This window comes from Enterobacter sp. Sphag1F (assembly GCF_014193275.1).
Lineage (GTDB): Bacteria > Pseudomonadota > Gammaproteobacteria > Enterobacterales > Enterobacteriaceae > Pantoea > Pantoea symbiotica.
Genome location: NZ_JACHZD010000005.1, coordinates 289,722 through 305,187, shown reverse-complemented (window position 1 = coordinate 305,187; position 15,466 = coordinate 289,722). Strand labels below are relative to the sequence as shown.

At 53.6% G+C, this 15,466-nt stretch carries 14 protein-coding genes; 8 read left to right on the top strand and 6 right to left on the bottom strand.

The window, feature by feature from the left end; all coding sequences use genetic code 11:
- Together FHW71_RS17480 and FHW71_RS17475 are read right to left on the bottom strand one after the other, a co-directional pair.
- Positions 1-1,170, bottom strand: a complete 1,170-nt coding sequence (locus tag FHW71_RS17480) for an ROK family transcriptional regulator (RefSeq protein WP_179452396.1) — start codon at positions 1,168-1,170, stop codon at positions 1-3.
- A gap of 190 nt (positions 1,171-1,360) precedes the next feature.
- Complete coding sequence (locus tag FHW71_RS17475) at positions 1,361-1,627, bottom strand: hypothetical protein (protein ID WP_179452397.1); 267 nt, start codon at positions 1,625-1,627, stop codon at positions 1,361-1,363.
- Positions 1,628-1,730: 103 nt separating this feature from the next.
- Between FHW71_RS17475 and FHW71_RS17470 the strand changes: the two genes are divergently transcribed.
- Both FHW71_RS17470 and FHW71_RS17465 read left to right on the top strand, forming a co-directional pair.
- Complete coding sequence (locus tag FHW71_RS17470) at positions 1,731-2,804, top strand: enoyl-CoA hydratase/isomerase family protein (protein ID WP_286176314.1); 1,074 nt, start codon at positions 1,731-1,733, stop codon at positions 2,802-2,804.
- A gap of 168 nt (positions 2,805-2,972) precedes the next feature.
- Entirely contained in the window at positions 2,973-3,266 is a 294-nt protein-coding gene (locus FHW71_RS17465) for a DUF1330 domain-containing protein (protein ID WP_179452398.1), read from the top strand.
- Between the two features lie 58 nt (positions 3,267-3,324).
- On the opposite strand, the gene FHW71_RS17460 is transcribed toward FHW71_RS17465, so the two are convergent.
- The 3 genes from FHW71_RS17460 to FHW71_RS17450 form a co-directional block, all read right to left on the bottom strand.
- Positions 3,325-3,840: a DUF2867 domain-containing protein gene (locus FHW71_RS17460; RefSeq protein ID WP_179452399.1), complete on the bottom strand. Its 516-nt coding sequence runs from the start codon at positions 3,838-3,840 to the stop codon at positions 3,325-3,327.
- Positions 3,841-3,988: 148 nt separating this feature from the next.
- A complete protein-coding gene (locus tag FHW71_RS17455) occupies positions 3,989-5,089 on the bottom strand; it encodes a Gfo/Idh/MocA family oxidoreductase (protein ID WP_218889399.1) in 1,101 nt (366 codons plus the stop codon).
- A gap of 29 nt (positions 5,090-5,118) precedes the next feature.
- On the bottom strand, positions 5,119-6,015 hold the full coding sequence (locus FHW71_RS17450) for an SDR family NAD(P)-dependent oxidoreductase (protein ID WP_218889401.1): 897 nt from the start codon (positions 6,013-6,015) through the stop codon (positions 5,119-5,121).
- 140 nt (positions 6,016-6,155) lie between these two features.
- Here FHW71_RS17450 and FHW71_RS17445 point away from each other — a divergent pair, with 140 nt between their 5' ends.
- The 6 genes from FHW71_RS17445 to ugpC all read left to right on the top strand — a co-directional run bounded on the left by FHW71_RS17445 (position 6,156) and on the right by ugpC (position 12,699).
- Positions 6,156-7,064: a LysR substrate-binding domain-containing protein gene (locus FHW71_RS17445; protein WP_179452400.1), complete on the top strand. Its 909-nt coding sequence runs from the start codon at positions 6,156-6,158 to the stop codon at positions 7,062-7,064.
- Between the two features lie 610 nt (positions 7,065-7,674).
- Entirely contained in the window at positions 7,675-8,922 is a 1,248-nt protein-coding gene (locus tag FHW71_RS17440; protein WP_061719064.1) for an extracellular solute-binding protein, read from the top strand.
- A gap of 9 nt (positions 8,923-8,931) precedes the next feature.
- A complete protein-coding gene (locus FHW71_RS17435; RefSeq protein WP_008108071.1) occupies positions 8,932-9,840 on the top strand; it encodes a sugar ABC transporter permease in 909 nt (302 codons plus the stop codon).
- Positions 9,830-10,669 carry a carbohydrate ABC transporter permease gene (locus FHW71_RS17430; protein ID WP_008108069.1) on the top strand — a complete coding sequence of 280 codons (840 nt, stop codon included), beginning with the start codon at positions 9,830-9,832 and terminating at the stop codon, positions 10,667-10,669. The genes FHW71_RS17435 and FHW71_RS17430 overlap by 11 nt, the downstream gene beginning before the upstream one ends.
- A complete protein-coding gene (locus FHW71_RS17425) occupies positions 10,669-11,613 on the top strand; it encodes a carbohydrate kinase family protein (protein ID WP_179452587.1) in 945 nt (314 codons plus the stop codon). Before FHW71_RS17430 ends, FHW71_RS17425 begins: the two co-directional genes overlap by 1 nt.
- A 3-nt stretch (positions 11,614-11,616) precedes the next feature.
- Positions 11,617-12,699 (top strand): sn-glycerol-3-phosphate ABC transporter ATP-binding protein UgpC, encoded by a 1,083-nt coding sequence (gene ugpC / locus FHW71_RS17420; protein WP_179452401.1) that lies wholly within the window; start codon positions 11,617-11,619, stop codon positions 12,697-12,699.
- Between the two features lie 269 nt (positions 12,700-12,968).
- Here the strand turns inward: ugpC and bamA are convergent, their stop codons facing one another.
- Positions 12,969-15,401, bottom strand: a complete 2,433-nt coding sequence (bamA, locus tag FHW71_RS17415) for an outer membrane protein assembly factor BamA (RefSeq protein ID WP_179452402.1) — start codon at positions 15,399-15,401, stop codon at positions 12,969-12,971.
- Positions 15,402-15,466 lie beyond the last annotated feature (65 nt).

Sequence of the window (15,466 nt, the reverse complement as noted above, 5' to 3'; positions counted from 1 at the left end):
TTACTTCATCAGTACCTGAAATTGTGGATTGAACTCGTCGAAAATCGGCAGCGCGGCGGCACCTAACGCGGCAGTATCGCTGCCGGTCATACCAACTTTGACGCGTGTGCCGGTGAGGTAGCGACCGCGCACCGATTGATAGAGCGGCGGCAGGCGGCGAATAATCTTATCCAGCAGCACCGCAGGCATCATGCCGCCAATGATCACGCTTTCGGCATCGAAGATGCACTCCAGCAGATTAATCGCCTGACGTAGCGGCGTTAACACGGTATCGATCCATTTATCGAACAGCGCCGGATCGACTTCCAGCAAATCTTCCGGCAAAGCGGTCATCGGATCGAGCCCGCAAAACTCGTACGCCGCCTGCAAAGAGACGTAGCGTTCCAGACAGCCCTGATTACCGCAGTAACATTCGCGTCCGCCCGGCTCCACCACCACATGACCGACTTCACCGGCGTTATGCGCATGGCCGCTATAGACGTGGCCATCCATAATGATTCCCGCGCCCAACCCGGTGCCGATGTAGAGATAGACGAACGAATTGAGCTGTCGCGCCACGCCATGAAAGCGTTCGCCAATTGCCGCCACGGTGGCATCGTTTTCCAGCGTCACCGGCACGCCGCTCATCGCAGCGAGTTTGGTTTCAATATCCACCTGTTCCCAGCCGTGCAGCGTGGTTGGCCCCATCGAAGAGATGCCCTCAACACCGAATGGGCCGGGCATCACCACGCCAATGCCCAGCACTTTCTGCCAGCGATCGCCCAGCTGCGTTTTGATCTCGCTGAGCACCTCGGCGATGCGCGCTAATGTGGCATCCGGCTGCGGCTTTTGTACCAGAATAAGGCGGCGGAAGTGAATTTCGCCGGTGAGATCCACCAGCACAATCAGCAGTGTTTGATGATCAAGATGGATGCCGATCGAGAAGGCGCTGGCGGGATTAAGCGTCACCGGAATCGCCGGTTGACCGCGTCCCTGTTTGCGCGGCGCGCGGCTGGTAAGCAGTTCGGCCTGCTCCAGCTCCGCCACAATATTCGACACGGTTTGCGGCGTTAGAGCGGTGAGACGAGCCAGCTCGGCGCGGGTCAATTCGCCATGCAGGCGAATGGCTTCAATGATCACGCGGCGATTGTGCGCCCGTGCATGTTCCAGATTGGTTCCCGACGTTTTCACCTTGATCCCTTCCCTTTCGTCACCTGCGCTGCAAATAGCCGCATCAATATCTATGATCGGCCACACATTTTACAACCCTTTCGGGAAGGTGAATGGGATTAACGCCTTTACGGCAATGAACTGGCAAGGTTGTGTTGAGGGTTGGGGCTTGGGTTTCGATAATTTTAACCTTGGGTACCCATCCCGACTGTTATTTGATAAAGAACCAACTAGCCACGGCTACCACGCCCACTAACAACGATGCGAATACCGCGCCTGTTACGAATGAATGAGTTGTCGTTTGCTCTTCCTTACGGATGTCAATAAACCTGGCCAGCGCATGCTTTACATCCGGGGCATGTAATTCTTCAAACTGCTTCTCATAGCCTTTAGCCGTAAGATCGGAAGCGCCTGCTATATCAGATCTCTCCAGCGCGTTGATGTGATTACCCTTTTTAAAAAAACAGTACTCTGGCATGAGCTCCTCCGAGGAAAAAGTTGATGTCTGAAATAACATATCTGAGCAGGTATGACCGCGTCATCATGTCCGCATAATGTCCGCATAGTGCTATAAGCGGACATTGGCGATTTTTGCCGATGTCACCCGGCAAGTTTTTATTCTCATCAGCGCAACTACGAATGCTATTAATGACATTTTTGTCACAGGTGTTCTGAGGTTTCCTCATCTTAATCTCTTTCAGCCAAAGCATTATATTGAGCACGTAAACCTTGTCAGTGCATGCCCTTCTTTGCAGAGGTTGCTGCATCTGAAACTCAACATCAGTGGCCTTGCGCAAGGTCATCTCAGGCTGGAAATCATTATGAACACTGCTAAACGCTTAAATATTGTACGTGAATCACAGGCTTACTGGCGCATCATCATTAATAATCCTCCGCTTAACCTTTTTGATCCGTGGATGTTCGCTGAGCTGAACGTTCTTATGGACGATATTGAGAAAGATAAGGATCTTAAAGTGGTCGTTTTTGAAAGCGGCGATGAAGAGTTCTTTATGAACCATCATGACGTTGTCAGCCGCACCATTATTCCCGACCAGCCGGGTGCCGCCCCGTTTTTTAATCACTGGCCTACGTTTGTTACGCGTCTGGTGCAGTCTTCCGTTATCAGCATAGCCAAGGTGCGCGGACGTGCCCGGGCTCAGGGCTTTGAATTTGCGCTGGCCTGTGACATGCGTTTTGCATCAAAAGAGCGCGCAAAGTTTGCCCTGATTGAGGTAGGCGGCTCATCTATTCCCGGAGGTGGTGGTGTGGAATGGCTTTCCGCGCTTACGGGCCGTTCACGAGCACTGGAAATTGTCTGCGGTGCCGACGACTTTGATGCTGAGACTGGCGAGCGCTACGGCTTCGTTAACCGCGCCGTTCCTGACGCCGAGCTGGATGACTTCGTCGATGCCTTTGCTCGCCGTATGTCGCGGTTTGAAAAGAGAGCGCTGGAAACGGGGAAAAAAATGGTCAACGCACGCGCCGGAGTTCCGTCTGAAGGAGAGCTGTGGACATCTAACCACATTTTGCAGGGTGTGGATTCCTGGCCTGAAGCGCAAAAAGCTTTTACCCGACTCACCGCTGCCGGTTTCGGAGAGGTCGGCGATTTTGAACTTAACATGGGTGAACGTCTGGGCGACGAACCTGCAGCCTGAAAAAGTCCGCATAGCTGATATGGCGCTGTGTAATCGCGATCTGTTAGGTCGCGATACAAATTTTATCAGAACTGCCAGCGACAACTGTCTGCGCGGACAAATCCAGTGCGGCAGAAAGCATGTTTGTTCAGGAAGTTCTGACAACCCGTTTATTGTGAAGGAGTCTCTATGAGTGCTTACATTGTTTATGTCCGCGACCGCATTACCGATCCGGATGAGTTCAAAAAATATGAGGAAAGTGCTCCGGCCGCTTCGGTAGGACATCCCATTACACCACTGGCATTTTATGGCGCAGTTGAAACTCTGGAGGGCGCGCCGGTAGACGGTGCGGTCATTCTTGAATTTCCTACTGTTGCCGATGCCAGAGCGTCATATGAAAGCCCGCTCTATCAGGAGGCGCTTAAACACCGGCTGAAAGGGGCAGAATATCGGGTATTCATCGTCGAAGGCATTAAGGGATAAGTGGTGAGGTACGGCTGTATTTTCAAAGGCCGTACCCGACTTCCGCCAGTTAACAGCATCACCGCCAGCCTTTCCTGGCCGCTCTTTTCAGCATCGAGCGGACAACCATGCGATGAAAAGGCGCTATCAGTAAGATATACCCTTTCCCCAATGTGTTGTGACAACGCACAACTGACGTCACTACCACTTCTTGTTTATTTGATTCTCTGCATTTACGCACCAGAACAGAAGTCCTGAAATCAAGGTGAGTGTCATTTTCACCAATAACGAGTTCATGTGGCTCCACGGATATGACCGGAAAGAAATCAATATGTGCCGCTGCGCTGTCAATAAGCTTTTTGCGTAACTGAGATGAGGTCTGAATTCCGAATGGCTTTACGAAAGCATCCCGACAGCCGAGTAGCATTCTGAACCATAGAGGCGGCGTTTCCAGCAGAATACGCGCCAGGCTTTCGACTCCGGAAGGGGCATCTGATGGAAGAGTTATGGCAAACGCATCGGCCAGTTCGGGTGAAGTAAAAAGGCCAGCGATCCGGCTTTCAGACGGTAGGGTAACAGCACGAATGGTTTGCATAGCACTACCTCGCAGCCTTTATCAGAGTGAACCCCATCCGACAGCATAGCGGCTGTCCGGACGGGTTAACTTCGCAATGTTATATGATAAACCCGCCACTCATGCCAATCGCTGGCGCTTTATTACTTGCTCCTTCCAGCAGTCGCATTTATAGCGACTGTTCAGCTGAAAAGCGTGCGGATGATTCAGTGATTTGATCGATAAGCTGATGTTGACGCAACGCGTCCTCAAAAGTAGTCGCGTCATGAGTTCCCGTCGCTTTGTCCCGCGCGTAAGCCGCGTAGAGATAAGCTACATCCTGTGAGCTGGCATCAAGATGGGATACGGGTAAATATGCGTATGCCGCAGGCACCGCCAGGGTTTCAAACGTTTCAATGCCATTACGCATAATAGCAATCTCGTTGTCGTTTTCGTTTTCAAAGCCGCGCGCATTGGTGATACGCAAAACGCCTTCTGTTCCGGTAATGTCAATCTGAAGACCGGTACGGTGCTTCTGCCCTCCCTCTAACTGGATTGAGAACAACCCTCCGTGAGAAAGAGACCCAATTATCATTACCTCATTCGGGCTGGTATAAGGCACCTTCTCACCCGTTTCCGCGATCGTCGTAACCGGGAATTGGTTTTCCATCACTGCAGTGAGTTTTTGCGGAAAACCGACGCCGTGAAACAGCATATCGTTGAAGTGGCCGCCATAAATCGACAAGAGCTCTGTGAAGTTAGCTGCATCCAGCGCCCATTTAGCAAACTCCGGCATCACCTGACCAAAGGCGTTCACACCAACAGACATGCGTACGGCCCTAATCTGTCCGATAGCGTTCTGCTTCAGCAAATCATGCCAGTAGCGTGAGCTGGGTGAAAACCGGCGCTGCAGCCCCACAATATGCCTGCCCCCTCTTTCACGCGCCATTCTCATGACGTGTTCCGACTCCGCTGTGGAGGTGGAAAGCGGCCACTCACTGTAAACATCTTTACCTGCTTCAATCACCGCCCGCACCAAACGCCCGTGCTCAGGCGTGGGGGCCAGAACCACTACCAGATCAATGTCAGGATCGGCCAGCAAAGCCTCCGGGCTGCCGTAGGCCTTGCCAATATCAAACTGATTCGCGTAATTCTCTACCTTGTCTTTATTTCTGCCCGCCAGAGCCGCAACCTCGAAATTATCCAGCGCCTGCAGGGCCGGAATATGGCCGTAACGTGCCCAGCCGCCGGTACCGATGATGCCGACGCGAATTCTACCGTTATTCATCATGTCCTCTCATTATCTGGATACTGAAAAAGTTATCCCTGGGCGGCAGCAGATACGTCACGCCAGGCTTCCCAAGTCGTAATTTTTTGCTGGCTGGTTGCCGTCATGTCGGGCACTGCTGTTTGCCCCAGACCAAGTCGCACCGGCGGATTGGTGCTGTCAACCAGAGCAAGAATGGCTGGAGACGTTGCAGCCGGATCGCCATAAGCGTAGCCGCTTGCCATCTTAGCCAGCGATTCACGCACCGGCGCATAGGCGGGTATCTGCTCGGAATACTTAGCGGAAGAAGCGTTGCCAAAATCGGTGGCATAACCGGCTGGTTCGATCAGTGTTACGTTGATTCCAAAATTTTTAACTTCCTGGGAAAGTGCGTCGAACAGCCCTTCAACGGCAAATTTGGAGGCACTGTAAATTCCGAAAGTCGGCACGGAAAATACACCCAGCACACTAGAAACGGCCAGCAGGTGACCAAAACCCTGAGCTCTGAAAACAGGTAACGCTGCCTGAGTGATCCAGAGCACGCCAAAATAATTGGTTTCCATCTGTGCTCTCGCTTCTTCTTCACTTGCCTCTTCCACGGTTCCCTGATGGCCGTAACCCGCATTGTTCAGAACAATGTCCAGATGACCAAAGTGATGAGTTGCCAGGTTAACTGCAGCAAAAGTTGCACCACGATCTGTGACGTCAAGCGACAACGGTAATACGGCGTCACCGTACTTCTGCGAAAGATGATCAAGCGCATCCACATTTCGCGCAGTCACAGCCACCCGATCGCCGCGTTCGAGTGCTGCGGTTGCCCACAGCAAGCCAAAGCCTCTGGATGCCCCGGTAATGAACCAGACTTTACCGCTGTTTTCTGATGACATATTTGCCCACTCCTGAAAAGTTTTATGCGTCTGAACGCTGATGCGTTTAAAGACGAGCATCATTACGTTATCTATTGAGGCCACAGCACGCAGGTTGTTGCCTGTAGAAAGATACTAATCTGATTATCTGTTGAAATTAACGCAGTTGGCAGGCATAACATATGTGACAAAAGTGTCATCAATATCATTTACGAGAGAGTACGATGGAAAGCCTGAACGGTATGGAAGTGTTCGTTCATGTAGCACAAACCCGCAGCTTTATCGCCACCGGCCGCGTCAAAGGCATTTCATCCTCAGCAGTCAGCAAAAGTATCTCCAGGCTGGAAGACCGACTTGGTGTTCGTCTCTTTCAGCGCAGCACGCGTTCGGTGCATTTAACGCCTGAGGGTGAGGTGTTTCTGGAACGATGCCGCCGGATTTTTGATGAAATTCAGGCTGCTGAGGATGAACTGCTGTCTATGACCGAACAGCCGCGAGGCCGGCTCCGTATCGGACTTCCGTTGGCAGGAGGACTGATGTTACCGATGATCTCGGACTTTATGCAGAGATACCCGGAGATTGAGCTGGATCTCGACTTTTCCGATCGTCTCAGTGACGTCATCGATGAGGGAATGGATGTCGTTATCCGGGGGGGAGAACTCAATGACTCCCGCTTGATTTCACGACGGCTGGGTTCATTTCGTCTTTGCCTGGCGGGATCGGTAAGCTATTTCGGGAAGCACGGTGTTCCTGTTCGCCCAGACGATTTGGCTACCCATGCCTGCCTGCATTATCGCTACCCCAGTTCCGGAAAACTGGAACAGTGGCCGCTTAAACTTAAAACAGCAACCCTGGGTGGACACGCTCTACCTTCAACAATGATTTGTAGCAGTCTGGAAGCGTTACTGTTTCTGGTGGAAGAAGGACGGGGCATTGCCTGCCTGCCAGACTTTGCCATCAGGAATGGACTTTCTCATGGCCAGTTACAGACGGTACTGGACAGCTATATGTCCCGGATAACCACATTTCATGTTCTCTGGCCCAGCACCCGTCAAATGACGCCAAAAGTCCGCGTTTTCGTGGATTTCATTACAGAAGTATTTAATCAGTATTTGGTTAAAAAAAATAAATAGGATGATTACATCAGTCTGCCAGCTATAATTCGATATACATTAGATAAACATCCCCTGACGCCAGAACCGATGCATACTTTCATAGATTGAGTAAGAACGTCCGCTTTTCGCTCATAGCGGACTAAAGGTTATTTTGTTTAGCTGGATATCGAACGTTGTTTATCCAGCTACTCAGCGCTGCTAATGCTCGTTATCATGCTCGGCATGAATACCTAAAATCTGTTCTATCAGCATGAACATGCTCAGCATAACCAGCTACCACGAACGCTATTTTTCCGCTGTGGAATGCACGTTCATGTAGCAAGTCCCAACGCATCTGCACCTAAACAATGCATCCTGAAAAGAGTTATCGCCACCTTTTCACAATCGGCATGCTTCAAACCCATACAAATATCTATGATCACCCACACATTTTACAACCTGTTTACATGACAGCGGCAAAAATCAGTGCAAAGTAATGTCCAGTGGCAAACGAGATTTATGCCCTGGCACGTCAATTGCTTTAGCTAACCGATGTCAGCCGCAGCAACCTGACAACCTGTGCGCGTTATTAAATCCATCAAATTGATTTAATAAAACACCCTCTTTTTGCATCAAGGCGGAAAACACCATGAAAATCCGATTCAACCCAGTCATAAAAGGATGTTTTGCAGCGGTTCTGTTAGCCAGCGTGGGCAACGCAGCAGCAGCAACCACGTTGAATGCGCTGTTTATGACGCAGGCGGCGTATAGCGAAAATGATATCCGCGCTATGACGCAGGAGTTTCAGAAAGCGCACCCGGACGTGCAGGTTAATCTTGAGTTTGTACCGTACGAAGCGCTGCACGACAAAATTGTCGCGGCGCGTGGCGCGGGCGGTAACGGCTACGATGTGGTGCTGTTCGATGCCATCTGGCCGGCAGAATTCACCAAGTTTGATCTGTTGCAGGACGTCAGCAGCCGCATCAGCGCCGACGAAAAGGGGCAGATTTTCCCTGGCGCGATGAACACCGTTGAGTTCAAAGGCAAAACCCTCGGCATGCCGTGGATCCTCGACACCAAATATCTCTACTACAACAAAGCGATGCTGGAAAAAGCCGGTATCACTACGCCGCCGCAAACCTGGCAGCAGGTGATGGATGACGCACGCATCATCAAACAGAAGAACATCGTGAAATATCCGCTGGTGTGGAGCTGGTCGCAGGCCGAAGCGCTGGTATGCGATTACACCACGCTGGTGTCGGGTTTCGGTGGCAAATTCTATAACAACGACAAACTCGATTTCTCCTCCCCGGCCTCGCTGCAAGCGGTGAAGCTGATGAAAAGTTCGCTGGATGAAGGCTTGAGCAACCCGGCGTCACGCGAATATCTGGAAGAAGATGTGCGTAAAGCCTTCTCCAATGGCGATGCGGCTTTCGCGCTCAATTGGACCTACATGTACAACATGGCCAACGATCCGAAGCAAAGTAAGGTCGCCGGTCAGGTGGGCATCGTTCCTGCGCCAGGCGATGCGCCGGGTAAATTCGGTGCGGTGAACGGTTCGATGGGCTTGGGCATCACCAAAGGCAGCACCCACGCGGATCAGGCATGGCAATACATCAGCTACATGACTTCACAGCCGGTGCAGAACAAATACGCCACGCTGAGTCTGCCGATCTGGAAAAGCTCTTACCAGGATCCGGCGGTGCTGAAAAACCAGGAAAGCCTGATCGCGGCGGCGGATAAGTCGCTCAACGTGATGCTGTCGCGTCCGGAAACCGCCGACTATTCGCGTCTCTCCAACACGCTGCAGCAGCAATTGCAGCAGGTGTTGGTTGGCAGCGCAACGCCAGATGCCGCGCTGCAAGCGGTTGATAAGAGTGCGGCGCGTCTGCGCTAAGGGGCAACAATGCTGAGTTTGCGTCAACGCGAACAACGGCAGGCATGGGTGCTGCTGGCACCCATGCTGTTGGTGATGCTGTTGCTCACCGCATGGCCGCTGTTACGCACTATCTGGCTAAGTTTCACCGATGCCGCCCTGATTGGCAGCGGTGAAGCGCCGGGCTGGATTGGCTTTGAAAACTACCTGTTTGCGATCACCGATGCGGATTTTCGCAGCTCGCTGTGGCGCACGCTCTATTTCACCGTGGTATCTGTGGCGATTGAAGGCGTGATCGGTGTGTTGGTGGCACTATTGCTGAACCAGAAATTCGCCGGTCGCAACCTACTGCGCGTGCTGGTGATTCTGCCGTGGGCGCTGCCGACCATCGTTAACGCCATGATGTGGCGTCTGAACTTCAACCCGGATTACGGCAGCATCAACGCCCTGCTGACGCAGTTGGGCATTATTGATGGCTACCGCAGCTGGCTGGGATCGCCGGATTCGGCGCTCAACGCGGTGATGTTCGCCGATATCTGGAAGAACTATCCGCTGGTGACCTTGCTGGTGCTGGCGGCACTGCAATCGATTCCCGACGATCTGTTTGAAGCCGCAAGGTTGGATGGCGCGTCGGCGTGGCGGCGTTTTCGCGCCATCACTTTCCCGGCGATTGTTGGCCCGCTCAGCGTGGCGCTGGTTCTGCGCACCATCGACGCCTTCAAAATCTTCGACATCATATACGTGATGACACGCGGCGGGCCGGTCGATAGCACCAAAACCCTGAGTTTCTACGTTTATCAGGAGTCGTTTAGCTACTTGCGGGCCGGCAGCGGCGCGGCTTACGCCATGTTGATGACCTTGCTGTGCGCGGTGCTGATCACGCTTTACATGTTGTTACTGTGGCGCCAGCGCCGCAAAGGAAGCGCTCATGAAGGTTAAAATGCGCCATGTTGGCAAATACGCCGCCGCGCTGCTGGTGGCGTTCTCAGTGTTAGCGCCAATGGGCTGGCTGTTTTTGATGAGCGTCAGCGCCGCCAGCGATCTCACCCGCGTGCCGCTCGAGTGGCTACCGCGCCAGTGGGATTTCACCCGCTACGGCAAGTTGTTGTCGCTGGAGCCAGGCCAGCCCGGCGTGCTGTTCCTGCATGCGCTCGGCAACAGTTTGTTAGTCGCCACGGGCGCGACAATCATCTGCTTGCTGCTGGCGATTCCAGCGGCGTTCAGCTTCTCGCGCTATCGCGGGCGCGACGGCTGGCTGTTCGCCTCACTTGCCATCTATATGGTGCCGCCGGTGGCGTTCGTGCTACCGCTCTACTTCCTGTTGCAGCAGTTCGATCTGCTTAACACGCGGCCCGGTTTGATCATCGTCTACTGCTCGCTGATTCTGCCGTTCCTCACCTGGATGCTGAAAAACCAGTTCGATACGCTGCCGCAGGATATTGAACAGGCGGCGCGACTCGATGGCCTGCGCGTCTGGCAAGTGCTGCTGCGCATTACGTTGCCGCTGGCGAAGCCGGTGCTAGGTGCCGCCGCGCTGTTTGGCTGGCTACTGGCGTGGGACGAGTTTTTCTATGCGCTGCTGTTTACCAGCAATATCGCCGCACAAACCTTGCCGGTCACCATTGCCGGATTCACCGCCGGGCGCGCCACCGATGATGGCTTAATCGCTGCCGTCGGCATTCTGGCGTCGGTGCCACCGCTATTTATTGCCATCTGGCTGCAAAAGACGCTGGTCAGCGGCCTTGCCAGTGGCGGGAGTAAAGGATGATGGAACATAAACTCACCGCCACGCTGTATGTGGCGGGCAATATTAATGTCGATTTGATCATGGGCACGCTGGATAACTGGCCGCAGCGCGGTACCGAAGTGATGCTGAATCACAGCGAACTGCGTCCTGGCGGATCGGCGGGCAACTGCGCGCTGGCGCTGGAAGCGATGCAGGTGCGCCATCGCGCGGTGGCTAATCAGGGCGATGATGGCCTGAGCGCCTGGCTGGCGAGTCATTTTCCGCACAGCGCCGCGCACTGGACGCGCTACAGCTGCGAAACCTCGCTTACCGTTGGCGTAACGCATTCGGATCACGAGCGATCCTTCCTGAGTAATCTCGGCCATATCGTGCAACTCACCGCGCAGGATGTGCTGGATCAGCTGCCTGCTAAAGCGGCTGACGGCGATATCGTGTTGCTGTGCGGCACCTTTTTGTGCCTGCATCTGTATGACGAATATCCGGCGTTGCTGGCTGAGCTACAGCAGCGCGGCTTTATCACCGCTGTTGATACCGGCTGGCCGCCGCAGGGCTGGACGGACGAGGTGCGTCAGCAGGTCACGCAATGGCTGCCGCTGTGTGACTGGCTGCTGCTCAATGAAGTGGAAACGCTGGGATTGGCGGCGAAAGACGACTTGCCTGCCAGCGCGCACATGCTGGCGCAACAGCTGAGCGGACGCGGCGGCTGCGTAGTGAAATGCGGCCCGCAGGGCGCGCGTTGCTGGCAGGCTGAACATGCAGTGAGTCAGCCTGCGCGTCCGGTCACGGTGGTGGATACCATCGGCGCGGGCGACAGTTTTAACGCTGGATTCCTCACCGCCCTGCTGCATCAGCAAGATCTCAATACGGCTTTGCAATGGGGTATTTCGGTGGCGTCACTGGCTATCAGCACCTTGCCGCGTCGTTATCCCGACTGGCATCAACTGCAACTTTCCCAGGAGTTTTAAATTATGGCCAGTGTTGAACTCGTAAAAGTGGCCAAACGCTACGCAAAACAGTCGGTGCTTCATCCGCTCGATCTCACTATTCCTGACGGCAGTTTTACCGTGCTGGTGGGCCCATCCGGTTGCGGGAAGTCGACGTTGCTGCGTTTGCTGGCCGGGCTGGAGAGCTTGTCGGATGGCGCGATCCTGATGGATAAAGTGCAGATCAACGACCGCGATCCGGCCGACCGCGATATCGCCATGGTGTTTCAGAGCTATGCGCTCTATCCGCACTTAACCGTGGCGGAGAATCTGGCGTTTCACATGCAGGTGAAGAAGGTGAAGCGCGAGGAGCAGCAAACTAAAATTGCGCGCATCGCGGGGATTCTTGGTATTGATAAGCTGCTGCAACGCTATCCGCGCGCGTTGTCGGGCGGACAGCGTCAGCGTGTGGCGATGGGCCGCGCGATGGTGCGAAATCCCAAAGTATTCCTGTTCGATGAGCCGCTGTCGAACCTTGATGCGCAACTGCGCATGGAGTTGCGCGCCGAGATCAAATCGCTGCATCAGCGTTTCAAAACCACCATGGTTTATGTGACGCACGATCAGGTTGAGGCGATGACGCTGGCCGATCAAATCGTGGTGATGAAAGATGGCCGCATCGTGCAGCAAGGCGAGCCGCTGGCGATTTACGATCGTCCGGCGGATACCTTTGTAGCGCGCTTTATCGGCTCACCGCCAATGAATCTGTTACCGGCACAGTTGATCGACCGCGATGGCGTGCCCGGCGTGCAGTGTCAGGATCTGTGGCAGCCGCTGCCCGCGCGCTGGCAAGCGGCGGCGCGCGAGCATGCAGGCGCAGCCGTGACGCTCGGCGTACGCCCGCACGATCTGCTGGAAGCCAGCAGCAACGCCGCAGCGTTGGTGAAAGTGGTGGAGATCACCGGCGAATCCACTTTGCTGCATCTCGAATGGCACGGTCAGCCGTTGCACATGCAGATTTCTGGCCGTCACGCAGCGGTGAGCGGCGACAGCATTATGCTGGGCTTTAACGCTGAGAAGATTCATCTGTTTGATGCGGAAACGGGGATGCGTTTAATCGAATCGTGATCGTCTGTTTATAAGGTCGCCATAAATGGCGCCCCTACAAAACCCGTTGTCGTAGGGTCGCCATTTATGGCGACCACTCTAACAAATAAAAAAGCCACCCAATCTGGGTGGCGAAATACAATTAATCAGATGCATAACAACGATATTCGCGAACACTCATTCCATAAGTATTGCACGAGCGGTATTTTACCCTGTTGGCTAATTTATTCTGTCTTCACCGTTTAAAGATAATGTAAAACTCACCTCATCATTTAACGATTTAAATACAGCTACCAGGTTTTACCGATATTAAACTGGAACTGCTCCGACTTATCGCCCTCATATTTCTTAATTGGCAACGCATAAGAAAACACCAGCGGACCCAGCGGTGACTGCCATTGCAAAGCCACGCCGCTCGACACGCGAATCTGGCTGGGATCGCCATAATCAGGAATCCCCGCCGCTTTGGTGGCGGCAGTGTTCTGCCAGCCGGTATCCCATACGGTGCCTGCATCGACGAAGAATGAGGTACGCAGCGAATCGGCATAGCGCTCACTGATAAACGGCGTTGGCACAATCAGCTCTGCGCTCACCACCGCCATCGCATTACCGCCAACCGCATCATCCGATTTCTCCACTGGGCAAGCACCGTAACTGCTTTCACTGCCGCTGCAGCGGTAATAGGCGGCTTTTGGCCCGATGGTGTTGGAGGAGAATCCGCGTACTGTGCTAGAGCCGCCGGCATAGAAGTTGTCGTAGAACGGCACTTCTTTGCCGCCTAAGCCGTCGGCGTAACCGGCTTTACTGCGACCCATTAACACCCAGCGATGATCGCTGCTCAGCGGCAAGTAGCCGTTGGCGGTCAGCGTGCTTTTGTAATAGCTGTTGGTGGAACCTGGAATCGTCACTTTGGTGTTGAAACCGGCGCTCACGCCCGAGGTGGGGAAGAAGCCGCGGTCCAGTGAGTTGTAGCTCCAGCCAATATTCCAGAAGAAATCGTTGGCGGTAAATTTGTCTGCAACGGTGGCATCGTCATCGTCGTCATCGCTGGTGATGACTTTTGGATGAATGCCCTGCGAACCCAGATATCGCCACATTGCCACCTGCGGCGCCATATTGCTGACGCGGTTGTAGACGTAATCCAGCCCGCTGTTCACGCTGCTGTTTTCCCCGATCGGGAAGCTTAAGGTGCTGCCCGCGCCGAAGCTTTTCAGCGTGTATTCGGAAAGATCGTTATCTTCGGCACTGTAATCGTTATAGAACAGCTTGCCGCCCAGACTGACACCATCCACAGTGAAATAGGGATCGGTGACGGCGATTTCGACATAGGTTTGATAGCTGTTTTTCGTGCCGCTAAAACTTACGGTGTTGCCGGTTCCCATCCAGTTATCCTGGCTGACGCCAAGCTGATAGCTGATGCCGCTGTCGGTGCCGTAGCCCAATCCGACATTAAAGGTGCCGGTATTGCGCTCCTTCACTTTATACACCACGTCCACCTGATCCGGGCTGCCCGGCACGCGCTGTGTATCGACATCTACGCTCTCAAAATAGCCGGTACGATTAAGCCTTGCCTTGCCCTGCTCCACCTGATTACTCGCCAGCCACGCGCCTTCCATCTGACGCATTTCACGGCGCAGTACGGCATCTTTCGAAGTGTCGTTGCCCGAGAAACGCACCTGTCGCACCGAGAAGCGCCGCCCGGCATCGACATTCACGTGTAACTGTACGGTTTTATCGCTGTTGTTAATTTCCGATCGTGTATTCACCTGTGGAAACGCATAGCCGTAACGACCGAGCAGGCTTTTAATTGCCTCTTCGTTTTCAGTGATTTTTGCTCCGCTGTATAAGGTGCCCGCTGGCAACTGCGCCAGTTTTTCAATCTCGTCGGAATAGCCAGCCATATTTCCGGTTAGCGTTACGCCGCTAACATGGTAAACATCGCCTTCATGAATATTTATCGTAACGTAAATATGTTTTTTATCCGGCGTTAAACTGACCTGTGTGGAATCAAGATTAAAGCGCGCGTAACCGCGATCAAGATAATAACTGCGCAGCGTCTCTAAATCGCCCGAGAGTTTCTGCTTCTGATATTTCTGGTCGGCGATGAAATTCCACCACGGCACATCATCGCGCAGCTGGAAATGCGAAATCAGTTCATCCGATGAAAAAGCCTGGTTGCCCACAATATTGATCTGCTGAATTTTTGCTGACACGCCTTCGGTGAAAATGAACTTCAGATCGACGCGGTTGCGCGGCAACGGCGTGACGACTGCCTTGACGCTGGCAGTGTATTTTCCGGCGCTGTAGTAGAAATCTTCCAGCCCTTTTTCCATATCCGATAGCGTGGTGCGATCCAACGCTTCACCCACGCGCACGCCTGAGGCATCAAGGTTCTGCTTGAGCTGATCCTCTTTAATCGCTTTGTTACCAGAGAACGAGATGCTGGCAATCGCCGGGCGCTCTTTGACTTTAATTAGCAGCGCATCGCCATCACGCAGCACCTGCACATCTTCAAAATTGCCGGTGGCGAACAGCGCACGGATGGTGTTGCGAATATCATCATCATTGACGCGATCGCCAATACGCAGCGGCATATGCAGCAGGGCCGCGCCGGGTGCGACGCGCTGGAGCCCAGCAAAGTGAATATCCTTTAGGGTGAAATCATCTGCACCAAAGGCGGTGGTGGTTACCATGAAAAGTAACCCGGTTAACATCTTCTTCATCTGTTGTGAGCCTGCCGTTTTTCCTGTGCCTGAACCACATAAAAAACGGGCTGAACACGCGGTTC

Coding starts and splice junctions, on each gene's coding strand:
- FHW71_RS17430 (WP_008108069.1), top strand. CDS start 9,830: ATGAAGGTTAAAATGCGCCATGTTGGCAAATACGCCGCCGCGCTGCTG.
- FHW71_RS17425 (WP_179452587.1), top strand. CDS start 10,669: ATGGAACATAAACTCACCGCCACGCTGTATGTGGCGGGCAATATTAAT.
- FHW71_RS17445 (WP_179452400.1), top strand. CDS start 6,156: ATGGAAAGCCTGAACGGTATGGAAGTGTTCGTTCATGTAGCACAAACC.
- FHW71_RS17465 (WP_179452398.1), top strand. CDS start 2,973: ATGAGTGCTTACATTGTTTATGTCCGCGACCGCATTACCGATCCGGAT.
- FHW71_RS17475 (WP_179452397.1), bottom strand. CDS start 1,627: ATGCCAGAGTACTGTTTTTTTAAAAAGGGTAATCACATCAACGCGCTG.
- bamA (WP_179452402.1), bottom strand. CDS start 15,401: ATGAAGAAGATGTTAACCGGGTTACTTTTCATGGTAACCACCACCGCC.
- FHW71_RS17450 (WP_218889401.1), bottom strand. CDS start 6,015: ATGATGCTCGTCTTTAAACGCATCAGCGTTCAGACGCATAAAACTTTT.
- FHW71_RS17440 (WP_061719064.1), top strand. CDS start 7,675: ATGAAAATCCGATTCAACCCAGTCATAAAAGGATGTTTTGCAGCGGTT.
- FHW71_RS17460 (WP_179452399.1), bottom strand. CDS start 3,840: ATGCAAACCATTCGTGCTGTTACCCTACCGTCTGAAAGCCGGATCGCT.
- FHW71_RS17455 (WP_218889399.1), bottom strand. CDS start 5,089: ATGATGAATAACGGTAGAATTCGCGTCGGCATCATCGGTACCGGCGGC.
- ugpC (WP_179452401.1), top strand. CDS start 11,617: ATGGCCAGTGTTGAACTCGTAAAAGTGGCCAAACGCTACGCAAAACAG.
- FHW71_RS17435 (WP_008108071.1), top strand. CDS start 8,932: ATGCTGAGTTTGCGTCAACGCGAACAACGGCAGGCATGGGTGCTGCTG.